At 66.2% G+C, this 20,073-nt stretch carries 9 protein-coding genes and 2 pseudogenes; 4 read left to right on the top strand and 7 right to left on the bottom strand.

The window, feature by feature from the left end; genetic code table 11:
- Positions 1-4: 4 nt before the first annotated feature.
- From IHV84_RS09260 to IHV84_RS09245, 4 genes and pseudogenes are all read right to left on the bottom strand, one after another.
- Positions 5-2,147: pseudogene (locus tag IHV84_RS09260) on the bottom strand (TonB-dependent receptor).
- 274 nt (positions 2,148-2,421) lie between these two features.
- Entirely contained in the window at positions 2,422-2,781 is a 360-nt protein-coding gene (locus tag IHV84_RS09255; protein WP_198846652.1) for a DUF2946 family protein, read from the bottom strand.
- Positions 2,782-2,835: 54 nt separating this feature from the next.
- Complete coding sequence (locus IHV84_RS09250) at positions 2,836-3,585, bottom strand: LytTR family DNA-binding domain-containing protein (protein ID WP_198846651.1); 750 nt, start codon at positions 3,583-3,585, stop codon at positions 2,836-2,838.
- Entirely contained in the window at positions 3,582-4,778 is a 1,197-nt protein-coding gene (locus IHV84_RS09245) for a sensor histidine kinase (RefSeq protein WP_198846650.1), read from the bottom strand. Before IHV84_RS09245 ends, IHV84_RS09250 begins: the two co-directional genes overlap by 4 nt.
- 49 nt (positions 4,779-4,827) lie before the next feature.
- Here IHV84_RS09245 and argH point away from each other — a divergent pair, with 49 nt between their 5' ends.
- Complete coding sequence (argH, locus tag IHV84_RS09240) at positions 4,828-6,297, top strand: argininosuccinate lyase (protein ID WP_142083530.1); 1,470 nt, start codon at positions 4,828-4,830, stop codon at positions 6,295-6,297.
- Positions 6,298-6,346: 49 nt separating this feature from the next.
- Complete coding sequence (locus IHV84_RS09235) at positions 6,347-7,342, top strand: Bug family tripartite tricarboxylate transporter substrate binding protein (RefSeq protein WP_066693943.1); 996 nt, start codon at positions 6,347-6,349, stop codon at positions 7,340-7,342.
- A gap of 148 nt (positions 7,343-7,490) precedes the next feature.
- On the opposite strand, the gene IHV84_RS09230 is transcribed toward IHV84_RS09235, so the two are convergent.
- On the bottom strand, positions 7,491-8,099 hold the full coding sequence (locus tag IHV84_RS09230; RefSeq protein ID WP_066693941.1) for a hypothetical protein: 609 nt from the start codon (positions 8,097-8,099) through the stop codon (positions 7,491-7,493).
- 29 nt (positions 8,100-8,128) lie between these two features.
- Complete coding sequence (locus IHV84_RS09225; RefSeq protein WP_066787234.1) at positions 8,129-10,255, bottom strand: catalase; 2,127 nt, start codon at positions 10,253-10,255, stop codon at positions 8,129-8,131.
- A 235-nt stretch (positions 10,256-10,490) separates the two neighbouring features.
- Here IHV84_RS09225 and IHV84_RS20670 point away from each other — a divergent pair.
- Positions 10,491-11,563: pseudogene (locus IHV84_RS20670) on the top strand (rhomboid family intramembrane serine protease).
- An 841-nt stretch (positions 11,564-12,404) separates the two neighbouring features.
- Here the strand turns inward: IHV84_RS20670 and IHV84_RS09215 are convergent.
- Complete coding sequence (locus IHV84_RS09215; protein WP_198846649.1) at positions 12,405-13,763, bottom strand: tol-pal system YbgF family protein; 1,359 nt, start codon at positions 13,761-13,763, stop codon at positions 12,405-12,407.
- A gap of 276 nt (positions 13,764-14,039) precedes the next feature.
- On the opposite strand from IHV84_RS09215, the gene IHV84_RS09210 reads away from it, so the two are divergent.
- Entirely contained in the window at positions 14,040-20,057 is a 6,018-nt protein-coding gene (locus IHV84_RS09210) for an alpha-2-macroglobulin (protein ID WP_198846648.1), read from the top strand.
- Positions 20,058-20,073: the final 16 nt, after the last annotated feature.

Here is a 20,073-nt window from a genome sequence, read left to right as displayed (position 1 = left end):
CTTTTTAGAACGCGGTGTGGAGTGTCACGTCCAGCGTGCGTGGGGCGCCCAGGTAGACTTGGCCGCTGCCCACATTGGCGGCGTAGATCCGGTCTGTGGCATTGCGCAGGCGGGCCGTCAGTGTGGTGGCGGGCTGCAGCTTCCAGGCTACGCCCAGGTCCAGCAGCGTGTAGGCGGGCCAGTGTTGCGTGTTGGCGGCATTGGCATACACCTTGCCCACATGGCGCACGCCCGCGCTGGCTGTCCATGTCGGCGTCAGGGCATAGCTCACCCACAGGTTGGCCACCGTCTGAGGTGTGTTGGTGGGTGTTTTGCCGGCCAGCGAAACGCCGCCTTGCACAAAGTTCTCGTAACGCGCCTGCGTGCGCACCAGGTTGCCTTGCAGCTGCCAGCGTGCATGGGGGCGCAGCCCTGCGGCCAGTTCCACGCCTTTGGACGATTGCTCGCCCACCAGCAGTGTCTGGCTGCTGTTGTTGGGGTCTTGGGTGGCGATGTTCTTGCGCGTGATGTGGAAGGCCGCCACGGTGGCCGTGCCTTTGCCGCCCCAGAAGTCCAGCTTGCTGCCTACTTCGTACGAGCGGCCTGTGGTCAGCTCGGTGTTGTCGCGCACGTTGGCAAAGGTGGCAGTGCTCAGAACACCTGCTGGCGGATCGGCCGCGGTGGCGTACTGCGCGTACAGGTTCATGCCAGGGGCCACGTCCCACACCAGGCCCATGCGTCCGGTGGTGGGCTCGTAGCTGCGGGCCATGTGGGCGGGGCTGGCGGCCGTGATGGCGCGGCGATTGGTGAGGTCCAGCGCAATGCGCTCGTGCCGCAGCGCGGTTATCAGCTGCAGTGCGGGTGCCAGGGCGGTTCGGTTTTCCAGGTACACGGCGGTGGTCGTGACCTTGTTGTCGCGGTCAGGCTGGAAGCCGGGCTTCATGCCCGGAATGTTGAAGAAATATTCGGTGGTGAAGTTGTAGGGGTCCACCGTGCTCACGGTGGTGGACAGGCTGTTGGGGAAGCGTGTTTGCCGGTTCACGCTGAAGTCCAGCCCGGCAGACCAGTCGCTGCGCCGCCCGGCCAGGGTGCCGTGGTAGTTGGCTTCCAGGCGGTTGCCAATCACCTCGTGGTCATGCCGTTGCAGCAGCACGCCCGAGCGGGCCACCGCCGTGTTGGTGGCATTGAAGGCGTAGGTTTCGACGTTGCGGTAGTCGCGTAGCGCATCGTAGGCGTACAGGGTGTTGCGTAGCTGCAGTGCGTCTGACACCCTCCATTGCGCCACAGAGCGCAGCCACTGCACGCGCTGTGCGTACAGCCCGTCGGCGCTGTTGTAGTTCTTGTCGCGGGTGCCTGGGTCAATACGCAGCTCGCCCACAGCCGGTTGCAGCACGGGGGTGCCCCAGTAAGGGCGGTGCACGTTTTCGTTCTGGTATTCGTAGGCCAGTAGGTGGCTCCAGCCGCCGCCCAGGTCAGACAGCAGCGATGTCGCCAGCTGCGTGGCGCGGCGCTCGGTGCCTTCCGTCCAGCTGCCGCCGTCACGGTGGTTCACGTCCAGCCGCGCGTAGTGTACGGTGCCACCGCCCGCGGCTGTGGCCGCAGAGCCCAGGCGGCGGTTGATGCCGATGGACACTTCCCGCAGCCGGTGCGAGCCAGCACGCACCTGCGCTTCGGTGAAGTCGGTGCGCTCGGGCGTTTTGGTGATGTAGTTGATGGATCCGCCCACCGCGCCCGAGCCGAACAGGAAGCTCGACGGCCCGCCAATGGCCTCCACCCGGTCGTAGATCCAGCTATCTACCGGGCGCGCCGCAATGCTGTACTGCACCGTGATGCCGTTGAACAACTGGCCCAGCGAGCCGCTGCCAAAACCACGGTAGCTCACGCCCACGCTGCCCGGCGCATCGTGCGCGGTCACGCCGGGCACGGCCCGCAAGATTTCCTGGGTGTCCTGGGCGCCGCGCGCCTCGATGGTGGCGCGGTCCACCACGGTGACCGATGCGGGCGTCTCGCGCGCTGTCAGGCCCAGGCGGCTGCCGGTTTCCACGGGGGGTGTCCAGGGTGAGCTTGCCGTTGGGGGTGGCAGAGCCCTCGGTCACCTCCACCACCGGCAGGGTGGCGGTTTGGGGTGTGGTGGTGGCCTTCTCCTGGGCTGATGTGCCCAGCGGCATGAAGGCCAGTGCAGCAGCCACGCTGGCCACCAGGGTGTGCAGTGCGAATGGCGGCAGGCCCTGCGCGCGGCCAATGGACGAAAAGACGGAACGGCGCACGGCGGCGCCCACGGCCGCAGTGCGGCCCAAAGCTGGGAATGGCATGAAACATCACTCTGAAGGCGGCAGGCCAGCGCCAGCCAAAACGATGCCGGGCCCACCCTGCCGCACATACGAACAGGCACCGCCAGCCCCAGGGCATGAAGGCACCGGGTGCGAGCGGATCAGGAACAGGTCAGAGTGCGTGCGGTGGGCCGCGCGCAGGCAGCGGAGCAGCCGTGGCGGCCGCAATGCGGGCCGCCTGCACGGGCTGCACGGCATGGGCCAGCGGGTGCGGGGGAGGAGGTGCCCAGGCCACAGGGGCCGGAGGCGCGCCGGTAGCGGGGGCGCACAAGGGGCAGTCCATGTTGGTAGAGCCCATCTCTACCGCGCCGTCGTCGGTCTGCACCATCCACTTGATGGCCCCGGCGCCAGAGCAGATCACTTCGATGGACTGTGGGTGGATGAGCGGCGATGCCACCGACACCCCGATGGAGGCGACGAACCACGCCAGCACCCAAAGGCGCAGGAGGGAGAGGGTTCGACGACTGGACATGGCGCGCGATTATGTCCCGTGCCGGTGGTGTACCGCTTGATCTGACCGGGGTGGTCAGCGCGCCAGTTCTTCGCGCACCGCAGCCACTTGCCTGCGCGAGACCGACAGCACTTCGGTAGAGCCCTGCAAGCGCACCGCCCAGCCCTCTCCCTCGTCGGGGTCGTGGTGCTTTTCCAGCGCCCGCAGCGCGCGGCGCGCCACCAGGGCGTTGCGGTGGATGCGCAGGAAGCGCTCGCCATAGCGCGACTCCAGGTCGCTCAATGCACCATCCATGATGAAGCTGCGGGTGGCAGTGCGCACCGTCACGTACTTCTGCTCGGCCTTGAAATACACCACCTCGTGCAGCGCAATGCGCTCGGTGCGGCCCCGGTCCTGGATGAGCAGTGTTTCGCCTTCGGGCAGGGTGGAAATGGGGGCAGGCGTGCTGGGGCGCAGCAGGCGCTGCACCTTGGCCAGCGCCTGCTGCAGGCGTTCGCGCCGCACGGGCTTGGTGAGGTAGTCCACAGCGTCCAGTTCAAACGCGCTCACCGCATGGTCGGCATAGGCGGTGACGAACACCACGGCAGGCGGCTGGGGCAGGGCCTGCACGGCGTGGGCCAGGCTCAGGCCGTCCTGGCCGGGCATGTGGATGTCCAGCAGCAGCACGTCAAAGCCGCGCCCGCCGGTGGGGCCCAGCAGCGCCAGCGCTTCGCCCGCGTTGCCTGCTTCTCCCACGGTGGTGCGCTGGCAGTCGGTGCAGTCGCTCAGCAGGGTGCGCAAGCGCTGGCGGGCCAATGGTTCGTCGTCAACGATCAGGATGTTCATGGCGCTTTCGGCGGTGTGGAAGGTGAGGCTGTGCGTGGCGTGGTCGATGGTTTGCGGCGCCCCTTGGCAGCCCGCTGGGCTTGCAGCGCACGGCGCATGGGGGCTTCCACCGGCAGCGTGATGCGCACCTGGTAGAGCCCGTCTTGCACCCCCGCCGTGAACTCGCCCTGCACATCGTGCAGCAGTGCCAGCCGGGCACGCACATTGGCCAGCGCAATGCCATGGCCGCGTGGTGCATCGTTCTTGATGTGCGAGGGCGGCAGGGTGTTGGTGATGCGCACCACCACGCGGCTGCCGCGCAGCTCGGTCATCACCTTCAGCTTGCCGCCGCGCGGGCTGGGCTCCACACCGTGCTTGACGGCGTTTTCCACCAGCGGCTGCAGCAGCAGGGGCGGCAGGCGGGCGGCATCGGTGCGCGGGTCCAGGCTCCACTGCACCTGCAGGCGGTGGCCAAAGCGCACCTCTTCTATTGCCAGATAGCGCTGTGCCAGCGTGATTTCCTCGGCCAGCGTCACAGATTCGCCTTGCTCCACCAGCGCGTGCCGGAAGAGGTCGCTCAGGTCTTCCAGCAAAGACTCTGCCTTGGCTGGTTCGGCGCGCACCAGGGCGATGGCGCTGTTGAGGGTGTTGAACAGAAAGTGGGGGCGGATGCGCGACTGCAGTTCCGTCAGGCGTGCCGTGGTGGCCGCGGGGGTGCGGCCACGCGCGCGCAGCACCAGCGCCGTGACCAGCATGGCTGACAGCAGGGCCCCGCAGGCGGCGCTGGCGAGCCATGGGGGCGAGGGGGGCGCCACATTGGCCAGCTTGAGCATGGCGCAGGCATAGGCGCCCGCCAGCGCCCCCAGCACCACGCCCGCTGCATATTGCTGGGCGGTGCTCAGGCGCTGTAGCACGGTCTTGAGGCTGCAGGCCGTGCCCAGCCAGACCAGCGTGGCGGGCAAGGCACCGCCCGTGAGCAGAGCGACCGTGGCCAGCCATTGGTAGAACGTATCGGCCCCAAACATGGCCCCCACGCCCACCACCGTCTCCACAAACAGCACCGCGCGCAGCACCACCCCCAGGTGGCATGCATCGAACACCAGGGCCCGCCCGGCAGGGGCTTTGGAGCCCTTGGACCATGGCTGCGCCTGCGCAGAAGACGGTGTTTGTCCGCGCTCGGGGGGCAGGGTCGATAAAATTTCGGTGTTTTGCATTGGCATCCGGGCTGTCCGGGTGTCTGAACCATCCAATTATTGCCCTCCCATGTCCTCCAGCCAAGCCAACAACGCCGCGTCTGCGCCATCCCACAACCAGCTTGACACCAAGGCCCAGGCCTGGTCTGCGTTGTTCTCTGAGCCCATGAGCGACCTGGTCAAGCGCTACACCTCCAGCGTGTTCTTCGACAAGCGCCTGTGGCAGGCCGACATTGCAGGCAGCCTGGCCCACGCCGAGATGCTGGCCGCGCAAGGCGTGATCAGTGCGGAGGACCACGCTTCCATCCAGCGCGGCATGGCGCAGATCACACAGGAAATCGAATCTGGCGCGTTTGAATGGAAGCTGGACCTCGAAGACGTGCACCTGAATATCGAAGCCCGCCTGACCCAGCTGGTGGGCGACGCTGGCAAGCGCCTGCACACCGGCCGCAGCCGCAACGACCAGGTGGCCACCGACGTGCGCCTGTGGCTGCGCGGCGAGATTGACCTGATTGGCGACCTGCTCAAAGAACTGCAGATCTCGCTGGTCGATGTGGCCGAGCAGAACGTGGACGTGATCCTGCCCGGCTTTACCCACCTGCAGGTGGCGCAGCCCGTGAGCTTTGGCCACCACATGCTGGCCTATGTGGAAATGTTCAAGCGCGATGCCGAGCGCATGGCCGACGTGCGCCGCCGCACCAACGTGCTGCCCTTGGGCAGCGCCGCACTGGCCGGCACCACCTACCCGCTGGACCGCGAGCGCGTGGCGCGCACGCTGGGCATGGAGGGCGTCTGCCAGAACAGCCTGGACGCCGTGAGCGACCGCGACTTCGCCATTGAATTCACCGCCGCTGCCAGCCTGTGCATGGTGCACGTGAGCCGCCTGAGCGAAGAACTCATCATCTGGATGAGCCAGAACTTCGGCTTCATCAAGATCGCCGACCGCTTCACCACCGGCAGCTCGATCATGCCGCAGAAGAAGAACCCCGATGTGCCTGAACTGGCACGCGGCAAGACCGGCCGTGTGGTGGGCCACCTCATGGGCCTCATCACCCTGATGAAGGGCCAGCCGCTGGCCTACAACAAGGACAACCAGGAAGACAAGGAGCCGCTGTTCGACACGGTGGACACGCTCAAAGACACGCTGCGCATCTTTGCCGAGATGGTCGGCGGCCAGCTGAACCCCGCCACCGGCAAAAAGGAAGGCGGCATCACCGTCAACGCGCCTGCGATGGAGCAGGCCGCGCTCAAGGGCTACGCCACGGCCACGGACCTGGCCGACTACCTGGTGAAGAAGGGCCTGCCCTTCCGCGATGCGCATGAAACCGTGGCCCATGCCGTCAAGGCCGCCACCACCCATGCGTGTGACCTGTCGGAGCTGCCCCTGACTGTGCTGCAAGGCTTCCACCCCGCCATCGAGAAAGACGTGTACGAGTGCCTGAGCCTGCGCGGCTCGCTCAACGCGCGCAACACGCTGGGCGGCACTGCACCCGCCCAGGTGCGTGCGCAACTGGCACGCCACCGCGCACGCCTGGCCTGAGGGCCGCGCGCCTCGCCGTCTTGATTGCCACATCTGCAGGAGCCATGCCATGACATCCCATTCCTCGCGCCGCAGCCTGCTGGCCCGCGCCGTGCGCACCACGGCCGTGCTGGGCGCGGCCCTTACCGTGGGGCTGGCCAGTGCACAGTCCGCCAAGCCCGTGCGCATTCTGGTGGGCTTTCCGCCCGGCGGCGGCAGTGATGCCATAGCCCGCCTGCTGGCCGAAAAGCTCAAGGACGAACTGCACATGCCCGTGGTGGTGGAAAACCGCCCCGGCGCAGGCGGGCAGATTGCGGCGCAGGCCCTCAAGGCCGCACCGGCCGACGGGCACACGCTGTTCCTGTCGCACGACCACACCATCTCCATCCTGCCCCAGGTGGTGAAGAACCCTGGTTACGACCCGGTGCACGACTTTGTGTCGGTGGGCGGTTTTGCCACGTTCGTGAATGCGTTCGCTGTCTCGGGCGGCACCCCGGCCAGGTCGTTCACCGACTACGTGGCCTGGGTGAAGGCGCAGGGCAAGGGCAAAGGGGCGGTGGGCATTCCGGCCCCGGCCTCCACGCCCGAGTTCCTGGTCAAGCTGGTGGGCGAAAAGTACCAAATCGACCTGGTCTCGGCCCCTTACCGCGGCAGCGCGCCCATGATGGCTGACATGCTGGGCAACCAGATCGCGGCGGGTGTGGGCTCGGTGCAGGATTTCATCGAGAACCACAAGGCAGGCAAGGTGCATGTGGTGGCCGTACTGGGCACCCGCCGCCAGGCCGCCATGCCCGATGTGCCCACGTTTGATGAGCTGGGCCTCAAGGGCTTTGAAGACCTGCCGTACTACGGCATCTACGCCCCCGCAGGCACGCCGCAGAAGTTCGTGGTGGACTTCTCCAACGCGCTGGCCAAGGTGGTCGCGCAGCCGGATGTACACAGCCAGCTCACCACCATGGGGCTCACCGTGGGGTACATGACCCCGCAGCAACTCACCAACCGCCAGAACGCCTACACCCAGGCCTGGTCGCGCATCATCAAGAACAGCGGTTTCGTTGCGCAGTAACCTGCACGGTGCGGGTGGGGCAGGCCAAGGCCTCCGCCTCAGGGTTTGAAGCAAAAATAGCTGCCAGCGCTTATGGATAAAGCGCTGGCAGCTATTTTATTGATAGCGATTGCCGCAGGCGTCTATCCGTCTGCTGGCTGCATGCTGGTCAGAGCATGCTTTCGCGCTGCTGCTCGGCGCGTGATGCGCCAATGGCGGTTTCCACGTTCTTGACCTCTTCGGGTGGCGGCAGCACCGCCGGCAGGCCCAGGGCCTCGATGGCCAGTTCGCGGCACCAGCCCTTGGTGTGGTACAGGTGGTGGTCTTCGTCTTTCTCCACCGCTTCGTGGGCTGCTTTCAGGGCCCGGCCCAGATCGCCCGTGGCCACTTCGGCCACCTTGCCCAGCAGTTCCCAGTTGGCGTGGTCTTTGGTTTCTGCGTGCACCACACATTCACAAGCCACCAGCTGGGCGGCGGCGGGGTTGCCCCCTTGCTTGGCCAGCTGCATGGCTTTGACCAGCGACTCGCCAATGTGCTTGACCACCCGGCGCGTGGGCGACTGGGTGTTGGGGTCCAGCCCCAGGGTGTCGCACAGGCTGCGCACCACGTCCTGGTGGGTCAGGGTCTCTTGCAGATAGCCTTCCCATTCTTCCTTCAGATCGGGGTTCACGGCGCAGGTGAGTGCGGTGCGGTACACCTGCTCGCCGCCGAGTTCGGTTTCCATCATTTGCAGCACCATGTCGTTGAGCTGCTGGCTGTCGTAACGGGCTTTGGACATGGTTTCTCCTTCAACGGGTTGTTGGTGGGTTACGCAAGGGTGCGCACTTTGGGTTCGCGGGCCCATTGGCGGGTTTGCGCCGCGGCGATGAAGCCCTCGGCGTCGGCGGGGGCCACGACGCCCGCATCGGGCTCGATGCCACCGGCCTGCAAGATGGCCTGCGTGCCCTTGCAGGCGGCAATGGCCTTGAGGTGGCCGAAGGCGTCGCGGAACCAGTCCACGGCTGCGGCTTCTTTGGCCAGTTGCTCGCCCATCTCGGGCGACAGGATGGACGCCACGGCGTCAAACACCACCGACGGCGTGCCCTGCAACTGGCCATCAGCGGGCAGCAGCGTGCCGTCTTTCAGCACCGCGCCGCCCACCTTGGGCGCAACGATCTTGACCGTGGCGCCTGCTTTCTCCAGCGCCTTGCGCAGGTTGGCTACGGTGGTGCCGTTCGAGCCATCGGCCACCAGGATGCCGATGCAGCGGCCCTGCAGCGTGGGCTTCATGCGGTCGATGATGCGCAGCGCGGGCGACAGTGGCAGGTCTTGCACCGGCTCGGCAGCGGGTGGCGCAGGGGGCAGCGCCTGCAGGCCCAGGCCGGCTGCCACGCGCTGGGCCAGTTCAGGGTCCACATGCAGCAGCTGGCCCACCACCGCCTCGCGCACATGCGGTGTCTCCACCTTCGACAGCTCAAACACCAGCGCCGACGCCATGTGCGCCTGCTCCAGCGGGCTTTGGCTGCGGTAGAACATGCGCGCCTGGCTGTAGTGGTCGGCAAAGCTTTCGGGGCGGATGCGGCCCTTGCCTCGGCCGCTGCCATCGTCACCCTGCGCAAAGTGGCGGAAGCCCCGCGCCAGCGAAGCGCGCGGCGTGTCGCCCTGCAGGCTGCTGGGCTCGTAGTTCACGCGGCCCTTGGGCACCTGCATCTGCATGTGGCCATCGCGCTGCATGTGGTGGAACGGGCACTTGGGTGCGTTGATCGGGATCTGCGCAAAGTTCGGCCCGCCCAGGCGCGAGAGCTGCGTGTCCAGGTACGAAAACAGGCGGCCTTGCAGCAATGGGTCGTTGCTGAAGTCGATGCCCGGCGGCACGTTGGCGGGGCAGAAGGCCACCTGCTCGGTCTCGGCAAAGAAGTTGTCGGGCCAGCGGTTGAGCACCATGCGGCCGATGGGTTGCAGCGGCACCAGCTCCTCGGGGATGAGCTTGGTCGGGTCCAGGTGGTCGAAGGGGAAGCGCTCGGCGTCTTCCTCAGTGAAGAGCTGCACCGACAGCTCCCACTCGGGGAAGTCGCCGGCCTCAATCGCTTCAAACAGGTCGCGGCGGTGGAAGTCGTTGTCGGCCGCCTGCAGCTTCATGGCTTCGTCCCACACGGTGGACTGGATGCCCAGCTTGGGCCGCCAGTGGAACTTCACGAACGTGCTTTCGCCCGCTGCATTGATGAGGCGGAAGCTGTGCACGCCAAAGCCTTCCATGGTGCGCAGGCTGCGCGGCAGGGTGCGGTCGCTCATGGCCCACATCACCATGTGCATCGACTCAGGCATCAGCGAAACAAAGTCCCAGAAGGTGTCGTGCGCGCTGGCGGCCTGGGGGAAGGCGCGGTCCGGCTCCATCTTCACGGCGTGCACCAGGTCCGGGAACTTCATCGCGTCCTGGATGAAGAACACCGGAATGTTGTTGCCCACCAGGTCCCAGTTGCCCTCGGGCGTGTAGAACTTCACGGCAAAGCCGCGCACGTCGCGCGGCGTGTCCACCGAGCCTGCACCGCCCGCCACGGTGGAAAAGCGCGTGAATACAGGCGTCTGCACGCCCACTTCGGTGAGCACCTGGGCTGTGGTGTATTTCTTGAGCGAATGCGTCAGCTCGAAAAAGCCATGTGCGCCCGAGCCACGCGCGTGCACGATGCGCTCGGGAATGCGTTCGTGGTCAAAGTGCGTGATCTTCTCGCGCAGGATGAAATCTTCCAGCAGCGCGGGCCCGCGTGGCGAGGAGCGCAGAGAGTTCTGGTTGTCTGCCACCGCAATGCCCTGCTGCGTGGTCAGCACCGGGTGTTTGCCACCGGCTTGCTGTTGCAGCTCACCGGCGTTGCCGCGAAAGGTTTCAGACTGGGTGGAAGAGGGCAGTGCAGACGGCGATTTTGGTGCCGCGCCGCGCGAAGTGGGGGTTCGTGCCATGGGCGCTCCTGAAGGTTGGGATATCAGAAAAAAGGACAGCCCCCATCGTTGGATCCCAGCGCTTTGCCACGCGTAGGACACAGCCCCATGTGCGCGTCGTCGTGCTCAGGCAATGGCCGGTGGGCACCGCAACGCACGCCGGCTGGTGTTTGCTACGCTTGGCGCCCACCGCGTTGATTGCGTTTGGCCCTTCCGGCTGGCGCCATCGACATTTCTGCCCTTGCCCTGCTGACCCATGTTCTACGCCATACCCCTCGAAAGCCGGCCCACCTGGCGCAACCCGCCGTGGATGACCGTGCTGCTGATCTTGGTGAACATGCTCGTGTTCTGGGGCCCGCAGCGCACCGAGGTCTCTTCCTGTTCGGCTTCTCGGTCGAGCTGGCACTGGGGCGCACCACCTACCTCGCGTTCTACCTGCTGGGCGGCCTGGGGGGCTCGGCCCTGTCGGCCTGGGCGTATGGCGGCACTGGCAGCTATGGCCTGGGCGCTTCGGGGGCCGTGTCTGCGCTGATGGGCATGTATGCCGTGCTGTACCGGTTGCGGCGTGTGCGGTTTTTCTACCAGCTGTTTTTCTATTTCAACTACGTCACGGCGCCAGCGTTGCTGCTATTGCCCACGTGGATTGCGAACGAGTTGCTTCAGCACTGGCTCAGCGGCCGAGGCGTGGCCTACATGGCCCACTTGGGCGGCTTGCTCGCAGGGGCTTCGCTGATGGCCCTGGTGATGCTGGTACGCCGCAGCCCCCTGGAAGTGCCCACGGCGCAGGTTGCCGTGCCCGACGACGGTTTTGACGCCCATGTGGCCAACGCCCAGCGCCTGGCCCAGGCCATGAAGTTTGAGCAGGCGCTGCCCCAGTGGCGCGCCGCCGCCAAGCTGCGCCCGCAGGACCAAACGGTGCTCAGCGCCTGGTTCAAGACCGCATCGCTGTGGCCCGACAGCGAAGACTTTCACCGCGCCGCGCGCCGCATCTTCCGGCTGCGCGCCCATGACGAGCAGACGCTGCAGTTTCAGCACGCCAGCTACCGCACCTACTTCGATAAAGCCAAGCCCGGCGTGCGTTTGCTGCCGGACGACATGGCCCGCCTGTCCCGGCGCTTTGCGCGGGCGCAGCAGTGGGGCGATGCGGAAAAGCTGTTCAACGCCTTGCACAAGACAGCGCCTGCGCACCCGGAGCTGGGGGAGACGCTGGGGATGTTGGTGGCTGCTCTGTGCCATGCGGGGCGGCGGGAGCAGGCGGCTGTGTTCCGGCCGCAGTTGCAGCAGTTGGCGCCGGGGAATGCGGCGTTGCAGGTGTTGGGTGGGGTGTAGGTTTTGATTGAATTGGGCTCTGGTGCTTGTGGGGCAAGCGCTGGTAGCTATTGAATTGATAGTATTCCGATTCGTCGCCATTCTTTTGGCTGCATGCCTTTGCCAAGGGCGGGAGCCGGGATTTCGCCCCGGCGGGCGAGGCACTTTTCTTTGCTTCGCCAAAGAAAAGTACCCAAAAGAAAGGCGACCCCCAGTCTGCGACCCCTGCGCTGCGCTACGGGGCAAACCTGCGGCGGGGCGGTTGCGGGGTGCGCCGTGGAACTCGCTTTGCTGCTGCGCAGCGCCGCTCGGACAGCCACGGCGAGTCAGATCACGAAGCATGGGCGCACGGGCGCCCATGCCACCCCGCAACCGCCCCGCCGCAGGCGCAGCCAGCAGGGGGTGAACACCCCAACAGCCATTCGGGTCGTCGCTGCGCTCGACCCAGCATGCGCTGTGCCCTGCGCAAGGCGCTTGCGCCCACAACAAAGGGCCGAGCGAAGCAATGGCCCGAATGGCTGTTTGGCTGCCCATCCCCTCTGTATGCGCCGAGGAGCGCAGCGGCCAGCGGATCAGGGCTCGCGATTGTCTGAGCGAAGCGAGTTCGAGCGAGACCCCGCTGGACGCGAGCACCGCAGGTTGCCCCGTAGCGAAGCGCAGGGGACGCAGACAGTGGGGTCGCCCTTTCTTTGGTGACTTTCTTTCGGCGAAGCGAAAGAAAGTTACTGCGCCGCCGGGCGCACATCCCGGCTCCCGCCCTCAGCAAAGGCATACGGCCCCATCGGCCCACCAAGCCCCAAACGGCTGACGACGAACCAGCCCACTATCAATTCAATAGCTACCAGCGCTCACCCCATAAGCGCTAGAACCCAATGCAACCCCCCGCCGCCCCCTGCGGCACATGGTTCCGCAGCAACCACCGTGTCTCCCGTGCCGCCTCGGTATCCGGGTGGCGCGATTCCAGTGTCGCCAGCACACGCAGCGCCATGTCTGCGCGGTTCATGCCCTGCAGCAGCACACGGGCCACCAGCTCGTAAGCGGCGGGCACAGCGTCGTGGCCCTTGAAGCGGCGGTCAAAACCTTGCAGCAGGGCCAGGGCGTCTTTCGCGTCGCCCGTGTTCCACGCGGCCTTGGCCAGGGCCAGGGTGGTGGGGGCGTCCTGCAGCGCAAACTGCGCGTCTTTGGCGCGGCAGGTCTGGAAGGCCTTGAGGGCTTCGCCGCTCTGGCCCGAACGCAGCAGCAACGGGATGTAGCGCTGCGCATGGTCCAGCAACGTGGCAGTCTTGCCCTCGGCCAGCGCCAGCACGCGGTGGTAGCGGCGCTGTGCGGCCACTTCTTCGCCGCGCATGCGCTGCTCCTCATAGGCCAGGGCCACGGCGGCGGTCATGTCGCCAGCGGTGACCAGCTGTGCCACCTGTGCGTCGATGGCGTCTTGCTCAATCTGGCGTGGCGTGCGGCGGTCCACGGGGGCCTTGTCATCGTCCAGGCCTGCGCCGGGCAGCAGGTCAATGCCGAAGGCTTGGTGGTTCTGGTACATGGCGTAGCCCAGCAGGCTGGCCATGACCCAGCTGAAATAGATGAGCACCCAGTTGACGATGGGCAGCAGAATCCAGCCTTTGAAGAGCGGCAGCAGCAGGCCCAGGGCTATGAAGGTGCCCTGGCTCAGCAGGAACAGGAAGACGCACAGCAGCAGGTACGGCCAGCCAATGGTGCGCACGGCGTTCCAGGCGTTGGCGGGGTTCAGGGTTTCGACAAAGCTGCATGTCTGCACCAGCACGATCTGCGTGGCGGGCAGCAAAAAGCACATGACCAGCCAGGCCAGCGTGCCCAGAGTGGGGCTCACGCTCTGCAGCCAGCCCACCACCATGGATTGCGCAATGACGATGGCGAACAATTTCCAGGGCAGGTTCTTCCAGTCGGGGTCCAGCTCGGCCGGGTAGTCATCGGCGTTGTAGATGCCGCGCGAGCCCAGGGCGGTGATCTTGAAGCCGTAGCGCGAGGCCGCCAGCAAGATGCCGATCTCCACAATCAGGATGCCCAAGGCATCCGGCAGGAAGAAGATCACCTTGAACAGCATGCTGGACAGCGCCAGGATCAGGCTGTACATCAGCGGCTTGGATTGCAGCGGGAAGGTGAAGAAGGTGTTGAGCCGGTGCCAGAACGGGGCGGGCCGTTTGGCGGGCTGGGCCGTCTGGTCGAAGCCCGTGGGTCTTGTGGCCATGGTGTTGCTCCCGCCTCCCTGCGCGGGGTGCGCTGCCCGGGCGTTTTTCGCTTGGATGGGAGGCAGCGCCAATAGATTGCGCGGGAGTATAGGTGGGGCACACAGGCGCTTGGCGGCTGCACTTTCTCACACATTCCCGGTCTGGACAGGCGGCGCGCGGTAGCGCCTGAGCGGGTGCATCGGCTACGCTCAGAGCCTGCTTACGGTTTCGCAGGGGACCCCTGGGAGACCGTAAACAGGCTCTCATACCCCTTGCAGGCAAGAGTGATAAACACAATGAAAACACTTTGGAGGAATGCCCGGGCCACCACGGCGCTGGTGGGCGGGTTGCTGGTGGCCGCACAGGCGCAGGCGTTGCAGATCGTCAGCTTCAGCCCGCAGGGCGAGGTGGCGCGGGTGCGCCAGGCAGTGGCCAAGTTCGATGCGGCGGCAGTGACCTTTGGCGACCCCAAGGCCCCGGCGCCGCTGGTCATCAGTTGCAACGATGCGGCAGCCTCCAAGGGCACGGGCCGCTGGGCCAGCGAGCGCGAATGGGTGTTCGACTTCGAGGCCGACCTGCCCCCGGGCATGCGCTGCACGGCCACCGTCAAGCCTGAGTTCAAATCAGCCTCTGGCGCTTTGTTGACGGGCGCCAAGAGCTATCAATTCAATAGCGGCGGACCCTTTGTGCAAGGCGTGCGGCCCAACACCTACCAGCAACTCGACGAAGAGCAGTTCTTTGTGTTGCAGCTCAACGGCCCGGCAACCACCGAGAGCGTGCAGGCCAACGTGTGGTGCGCGCTGGAAGGCGTGGGCGAGCGCGTGCCGGTGCGCATGATTGAAGGTGCCCAGCGCACCGATCTGCTCAAGGCCCTGGGCCTGGAAAAGCGGGCCGCGAAAGAGCCGCTGCAGTTCCCCAGCTTTGCCTGCAACCGCCGGCTTACCTCCGGCTCGCAACTGCAACTGGTGTTTGGCAAGGGTGTGGCCACGCCCAGCGGGGTGGCCAACAGCGTGGAAAAGCGCTTCACCTACCGGGTGCGCGAAGCGTTTGCGGCCGAGTTCAGCTGCGAGCGTGAAAACGCCCAGGCGGCCTGCATGCCATTGCGCCCGCTGTCGCTGTCGTTCAACGCCCCGGTGCCGCGCAAGCTGGCCATGGCCATCCGGCTCAAGTCGGCCAACGAGACCTTCAAGCCCAGGGTGGATGGCGGCGAGGACGGCGGCGATGCCGACGCCGTGATCAACGGCGTGCAGTTTGATGCACCCCTGCCAGAGCAGACCAGCTTCACGCTGGAGCTGCCCAAGGATTTCAAGGACGCCTCGGGCCGCACCCTGCGCAATGCCGCGAGCTTCCCGTTGAAAGTGGCTACGGCGGGCCTGCCACCGTTGGCCAAATTTGCCGCCGCGCCATTTGGCGTGGTCGAGCGCTTTGCCGAAGGGCCTGACGGCCCCGCGCTGTTACCGGTAACGCTGCGCAATGTGGAAGCGGGCCTCAAGGTGCAAGGCCTGCAGACGGGCGCAGCGCCAGCGCCCACAGGCAAGGTGAGCACGCTCAAGCCATCGACCGATGCCGACATCATTGCCTGGTTCCGCAAGGTGGCGCGTTACGACGACTACCACGTGCCGCGCCGCGTGGCCGCGCGCGATGTGAAGGGCCCGCTGCCCAAGGTGATCGACGACGAGCGCGACCATGTGCAGACGCGCATGCTCTCGCTGCTGGCGGGGCAGGGCGGTGTCAAGACGCTGGACTTGCCCCAGGTCACCGGCAAGGAACTGCGCCCGTTCGAGGTGGTGGGCATTCCGCTGCCGCCGGGCTTCCATGTGGTCGAGATCGCATCGCAAAAGCTGGGTGCTTCGCTGCTGGATGGACGCCATGGCGAAGGCCGCACCATGTACGTGCGCACCTCAGCGCTGGTGACCAACCTGGGCGTGCACTTCAAGCTGGGGCGTGAAAACGCGGCGGTGTGGGTGACCTCGCTGGACAAGGGCAAACCGGTGGCGGGCGCCAAAGTGCGCGTGTCGGACTGCCGAGGGCGCGAACTGGCGCGGGCCATCACCAACGAGCAGGGCGTGGCCATGATCGAGGGGCTGTCGCCCGATGCGCCGTCTTGCCACAGCAACGACGACTACGGCCAGGGTTCGTCGGCCTATTTCGTCAGTGCCCGTCATGCGCAGGGCGGGGTGGAAGACATGGCCTTCACCTGGAGCGACTGGCAGCGGGGCATTGAGCCCTGGCGCTTTAACGTGCCCACCAGCAGCGAGGTCCAGCCCGATGCACGGGCCCACACGGTGTTCGACCGCACCCTGCTGCGCGCGGGCGAGACGGTGTCGATGAAGCACTACTACCGCCTGGAAAACCGCAAGGGCTTTGACGCCCCCGCCGCAGGCCCAGGCACCTTGCTCATCACCCATGTGGGCAGCGGCCAGCAGTTTGAACAGCCGGTGCAGTGGCGCAAAACCCCCACGGGCGGGCTGAGCGCCGTGAACAGCTTTGCCATTCCGCCCGCTGCCAAGCTGGGTGAATACAGCGTGGAGCTGCAAGGCGCTGGCGCAGAGCGTGGCGCGATCACCACCGGCCAGTTCCGGGTGGAAGAGTTCCGCCTGCCAGTGCTGGAAGGGCGCATTGCCCCGGCCGACAGCAAGCCCCTGGTGCGCGTGCGCTCGGTGCCTACCGATGTGCAGGTCAATTACGTGGCGGGCGGTGGCGCGGCGAACTTGCCGGTGCGCGTGTCGGCCCTGGTGCGCAGCAAGTACCTGCAGTTTGCCGACTACGACATGTTCAGCTTCACGCCGCCGCGCCACAAGGGTGCAGTCAGCGCCCACAGCGACGATGAAGAAGCCAGCGCTGGCCAGGACGCGCGCGTGGTGGCCGACAAGCTGCCCCTGACGCTGGACCGCAACGGCACCGGCAAGGTCACCATCGACAACCTTCCCCAGGCCCGCCAGCCGCGTGAGCTGCTGCTGGAAGCCACCTACGCCGACCCCAATGGCGAAGTGCAAACCCTGCGCAGCACCCACACGCTGTGGCCAGCGGGCGTGGTGGCGGGTATCAAGACCGAGGGCTGGGCATCGGCCAGCCAGAAGATCCGCTTCCAGGCCCTGGCGCTGCAGCACAACGGCCAGGCAGCGCCCAACACGGCGCTGCAGGTGCAGGCCATTGCGCGCATCACCACCACCACGCGCAAGCGCATGGTGGGCGGCTTTTACAGCTACGACAACCAGACATCCACCAAAGACCTGGGCACGGTGTGCACCGGCAAGAGCGATAGCCGTGGCCTGCTGCTGTGCGACGCCAAGCTGGACGAGGCCGGTGAGGTGGAACTGGTGGTGACCGCCACCGACCGCGACGGCAACACCAGCGAAGCTGCTTCGTCCGTGTGGGTTACCCGCCAGGGCGAACTGTGGTTTGGCGGCGAAGACCACGACCGCATCGACCTGCTGCCCGAGAAGAAGAGCTACCAGGTAGGCGAGACCGCCAAGTTCCAGGTGCGCATGCCGTTTCGCTTTGCCACTGCGCTGGTGGCGGTGGAGCGCGAAGGCATCATCGAAACCCATATGCTGCAGCTCAATGGGCAAGATCCCACAGTGAGCCTGAAAGTGCAGTCCGACTGGGGCCCCAACGTGTATGTGAGTGTGCTGGCCCTGCGTGGTCGGCTGCGTGAGGTGCCTTGGTACAGCTTCTTCACCTGGGGCTTCAAGGCGCCGGGCGAGTGGTGGAACGCCTTCTGGTACGAGGGCAAGGAATACCAAGCACCGTCAGCGCTGGTCGATTTGTCCAAACCCGCCTTCCGCCTGGGGCTGGCTGAAATCCGCGTGGGCACGCAGACCCACCAGATCAACGTGAAGGTGGCGGCCGACAAGGAAAGCTACCCGGTGCGTGGCAAGGCCCAGGTCACCATCACGGCCACGCTGCCCGGCGGCAAGCCTGCCGCCCACGCCGAAGTGGCCTTGGCTGCTGTAGACCAGGCCCTACTGGAGCTGATGCCCAACGCCAGCTGGAACCTGCTCGAAGCCATGCTGCAGCGTCGCAGCTGGGGCGTGCAGACCTCCACCGCACAGATGGAAATCATTGGCCGGCGCCACTACGGCAAGAAGGCGGTGCCTGCAGGTGGCGGCGGCGGCCGTGCGCAAACGCGTGAGCTGCTCGACACGCTGCTGCTGTGGAACCCCACCGTGCAGCTCGACGCCAACGGCCAGGCCAAGGTGACGGTGCCGTTGAACGACGCACTCACCACCTTCAAGATCGTGGCAGTGGCCGATGCGTCTGCGGGCCTGTTTGGCACGGGCAGCACCAGCATTCGCGCCACACAAGACCTGCAGATCATCAGCGGCCTGCCGCCGCTGGTGCGTGAGGGCGACAACTTCCGTGCACAGATCACGCTGCGCAACACCACCAAGGCGGCCATGAAGGTGGAAGTGGCACCGCGTGCCACGCTGCTCGAACTCAAGCCCCAGCAGGTGGACATCCCCGCCGGTGAAGCGCGTGAAGTGGCGTGGGACGTGACGGCTCCCGCGCAATTGGCGCAGACCCGCGCGGAAGCCATCCTGTGGGAAATCCAGGCGCGCGATACCGCTTCGGGCGCCACCGATGCGCTCAAGGCCCGCCAGCGCATCGTGCCCGCCGTGCCGCTCACGGTGCAGCAGGCCACACTGGTGCAGGTGGATGGCAAGTTCGCCATCGATGCGGCGCCGCCCGCAGACGCCATCCCCGGCCGGGGCGGTCTGAAGATGTCGCTGCAGCCCAAGCTGGGAGGCTCGGGAGATGGGGGCCTGCCCGGCGTGCGCGACTGGTGGGCTGCCTACCCGTTCAGCTGCCTGGAGCAGCAGACCAGCAAGGCCGTGGGCCTGCGCGACGGCAAGCTGTGGCAAACCGTGGTGGCCAACCTGCCCACGTATCTGGACAGCGACGGTCTGGCCAGCTACTTCCCGCCACGCAGCGGCGATGCCAACACGGGCAGCGACACCCTCACGGCCTACCTGCTGGCCGCCACGCACGAGGCTGCCGCCATCAACCCCGCTTTTGCGCTGCCCGACGAGGCCCGTGCGCCGATGGAGCGCGCCCTGATCGCGTTTGTGGAAGGCCGCATCCAGCGCAACCACTGGAGCCCGCGCAAAGACCTGGACATGCGCAAGCTCGCCGCCATCGAGGCGCTGTCGCGCTACGGCAAGGCCCAGGGCCGCATGCTCAGCAGCATCACCATTGCGCCCAACCAGTGGCCCACGCACTCGGTGATTGATTGGGTGAATGTTTTGAAGCGCGTGGCCGATGTGCCCGAACGCGAAAAACGCCTGGCCGAAGCGATGCAAATCTTGCGCGCACGCCTGTCGTTCCAGGGCACCAAGCTCATCTTCAGCACCGAGCAGGACGACTACTGGTGGTGGCTAATGCAAAACGGCGACGTGAACACCGCGCGCCTGATGCTGGCCGTGATGGACGACCCCACCTGGAAGGACGACATGGGCCGCCTGGCCAATGGCTTCATCAGCCGCCAGCAGGCCGGTGCCTGGCACACCACCACGGCCAACCTGTGGGGTGGCCTGGCGCTGGAAAAATTCAGCGCCAAGTTTGAAGCCACCCCCGTGGCGGGCGCTACCAAAGCCACGATGGGGGGCAACAACGCCAGCGTGGACTGGAGCCGGGTCGAACGCATCAAGGTCACCGACGCCAGCGGCGCCGCCCACCAGACCACCTGGTTTGGCGCGCCTGCCGCACCGGGTAACCTGAAGAACAACAGCATGTTCCTGCCCTGGGGCAAGGCCGGTAGTTCTATAGGTAGCAAAGAGGCGCTGGAGGTGACCCACCAGGGTACCGGCAAGCCCTGGCTCACCTTGCAGTCAGTGGCAGCGGTGGAGCTGAAGGCGCCGTTCGCAGCGGGCTACTCCATCAAGAAGACGGTGACCCCGGTCGAGCAGGCCAACAAATCGTTGCCCGCAGGCCAGTACACGCGTGGCGACGTGCTGCGTGTGAAGCTGGAAGTGAACGCCAGCGCCGACATGACCTGGGTGGCCATCACCGACCCGATTCCGGGCGGCGCCACCATCCTGGGCAGCGGCCTGGGCCGTGACTCGGAAATTGCCACGCAGGGCGAAAAGCAAAGCGGCAGCGGCTGGGCCGCGTTTGAAGAGCGCAGCTTTGAGTCCTTCCGCAGCTACTACCAGTACCTGCCCAAGGGCACGGTGACCATGGAATACACCGTGCGCCTGAACAACGTGGGTGACTTCGCCTTGCCGCCCAGCCGGGTGGAAGCGCTGTATGCGCCCGAGATGTTTGGTGAAGCGCCGAATGCACGGGTGAAGGTGGGAGCGACCGCGCGTTGAGGGCATTGAACGCCTT

The organism is Acidovorax sp. IB03 (genome assembly GCF_016406015.1).
In the GTDB taxonomy this organism is placed as follows: domain Bacteria; phylum Pseudomonadota; class Gammaproteobacteria; order Burkholderiales; family Burkholderiaceae_C; genus Acidovorax; species Acidovorax temperans.
The sequence above is the reverse complement of the archived record's forward strand: the minus strand, read 5'-3'. Positions and strand labels throughout refer to the sequence as shown.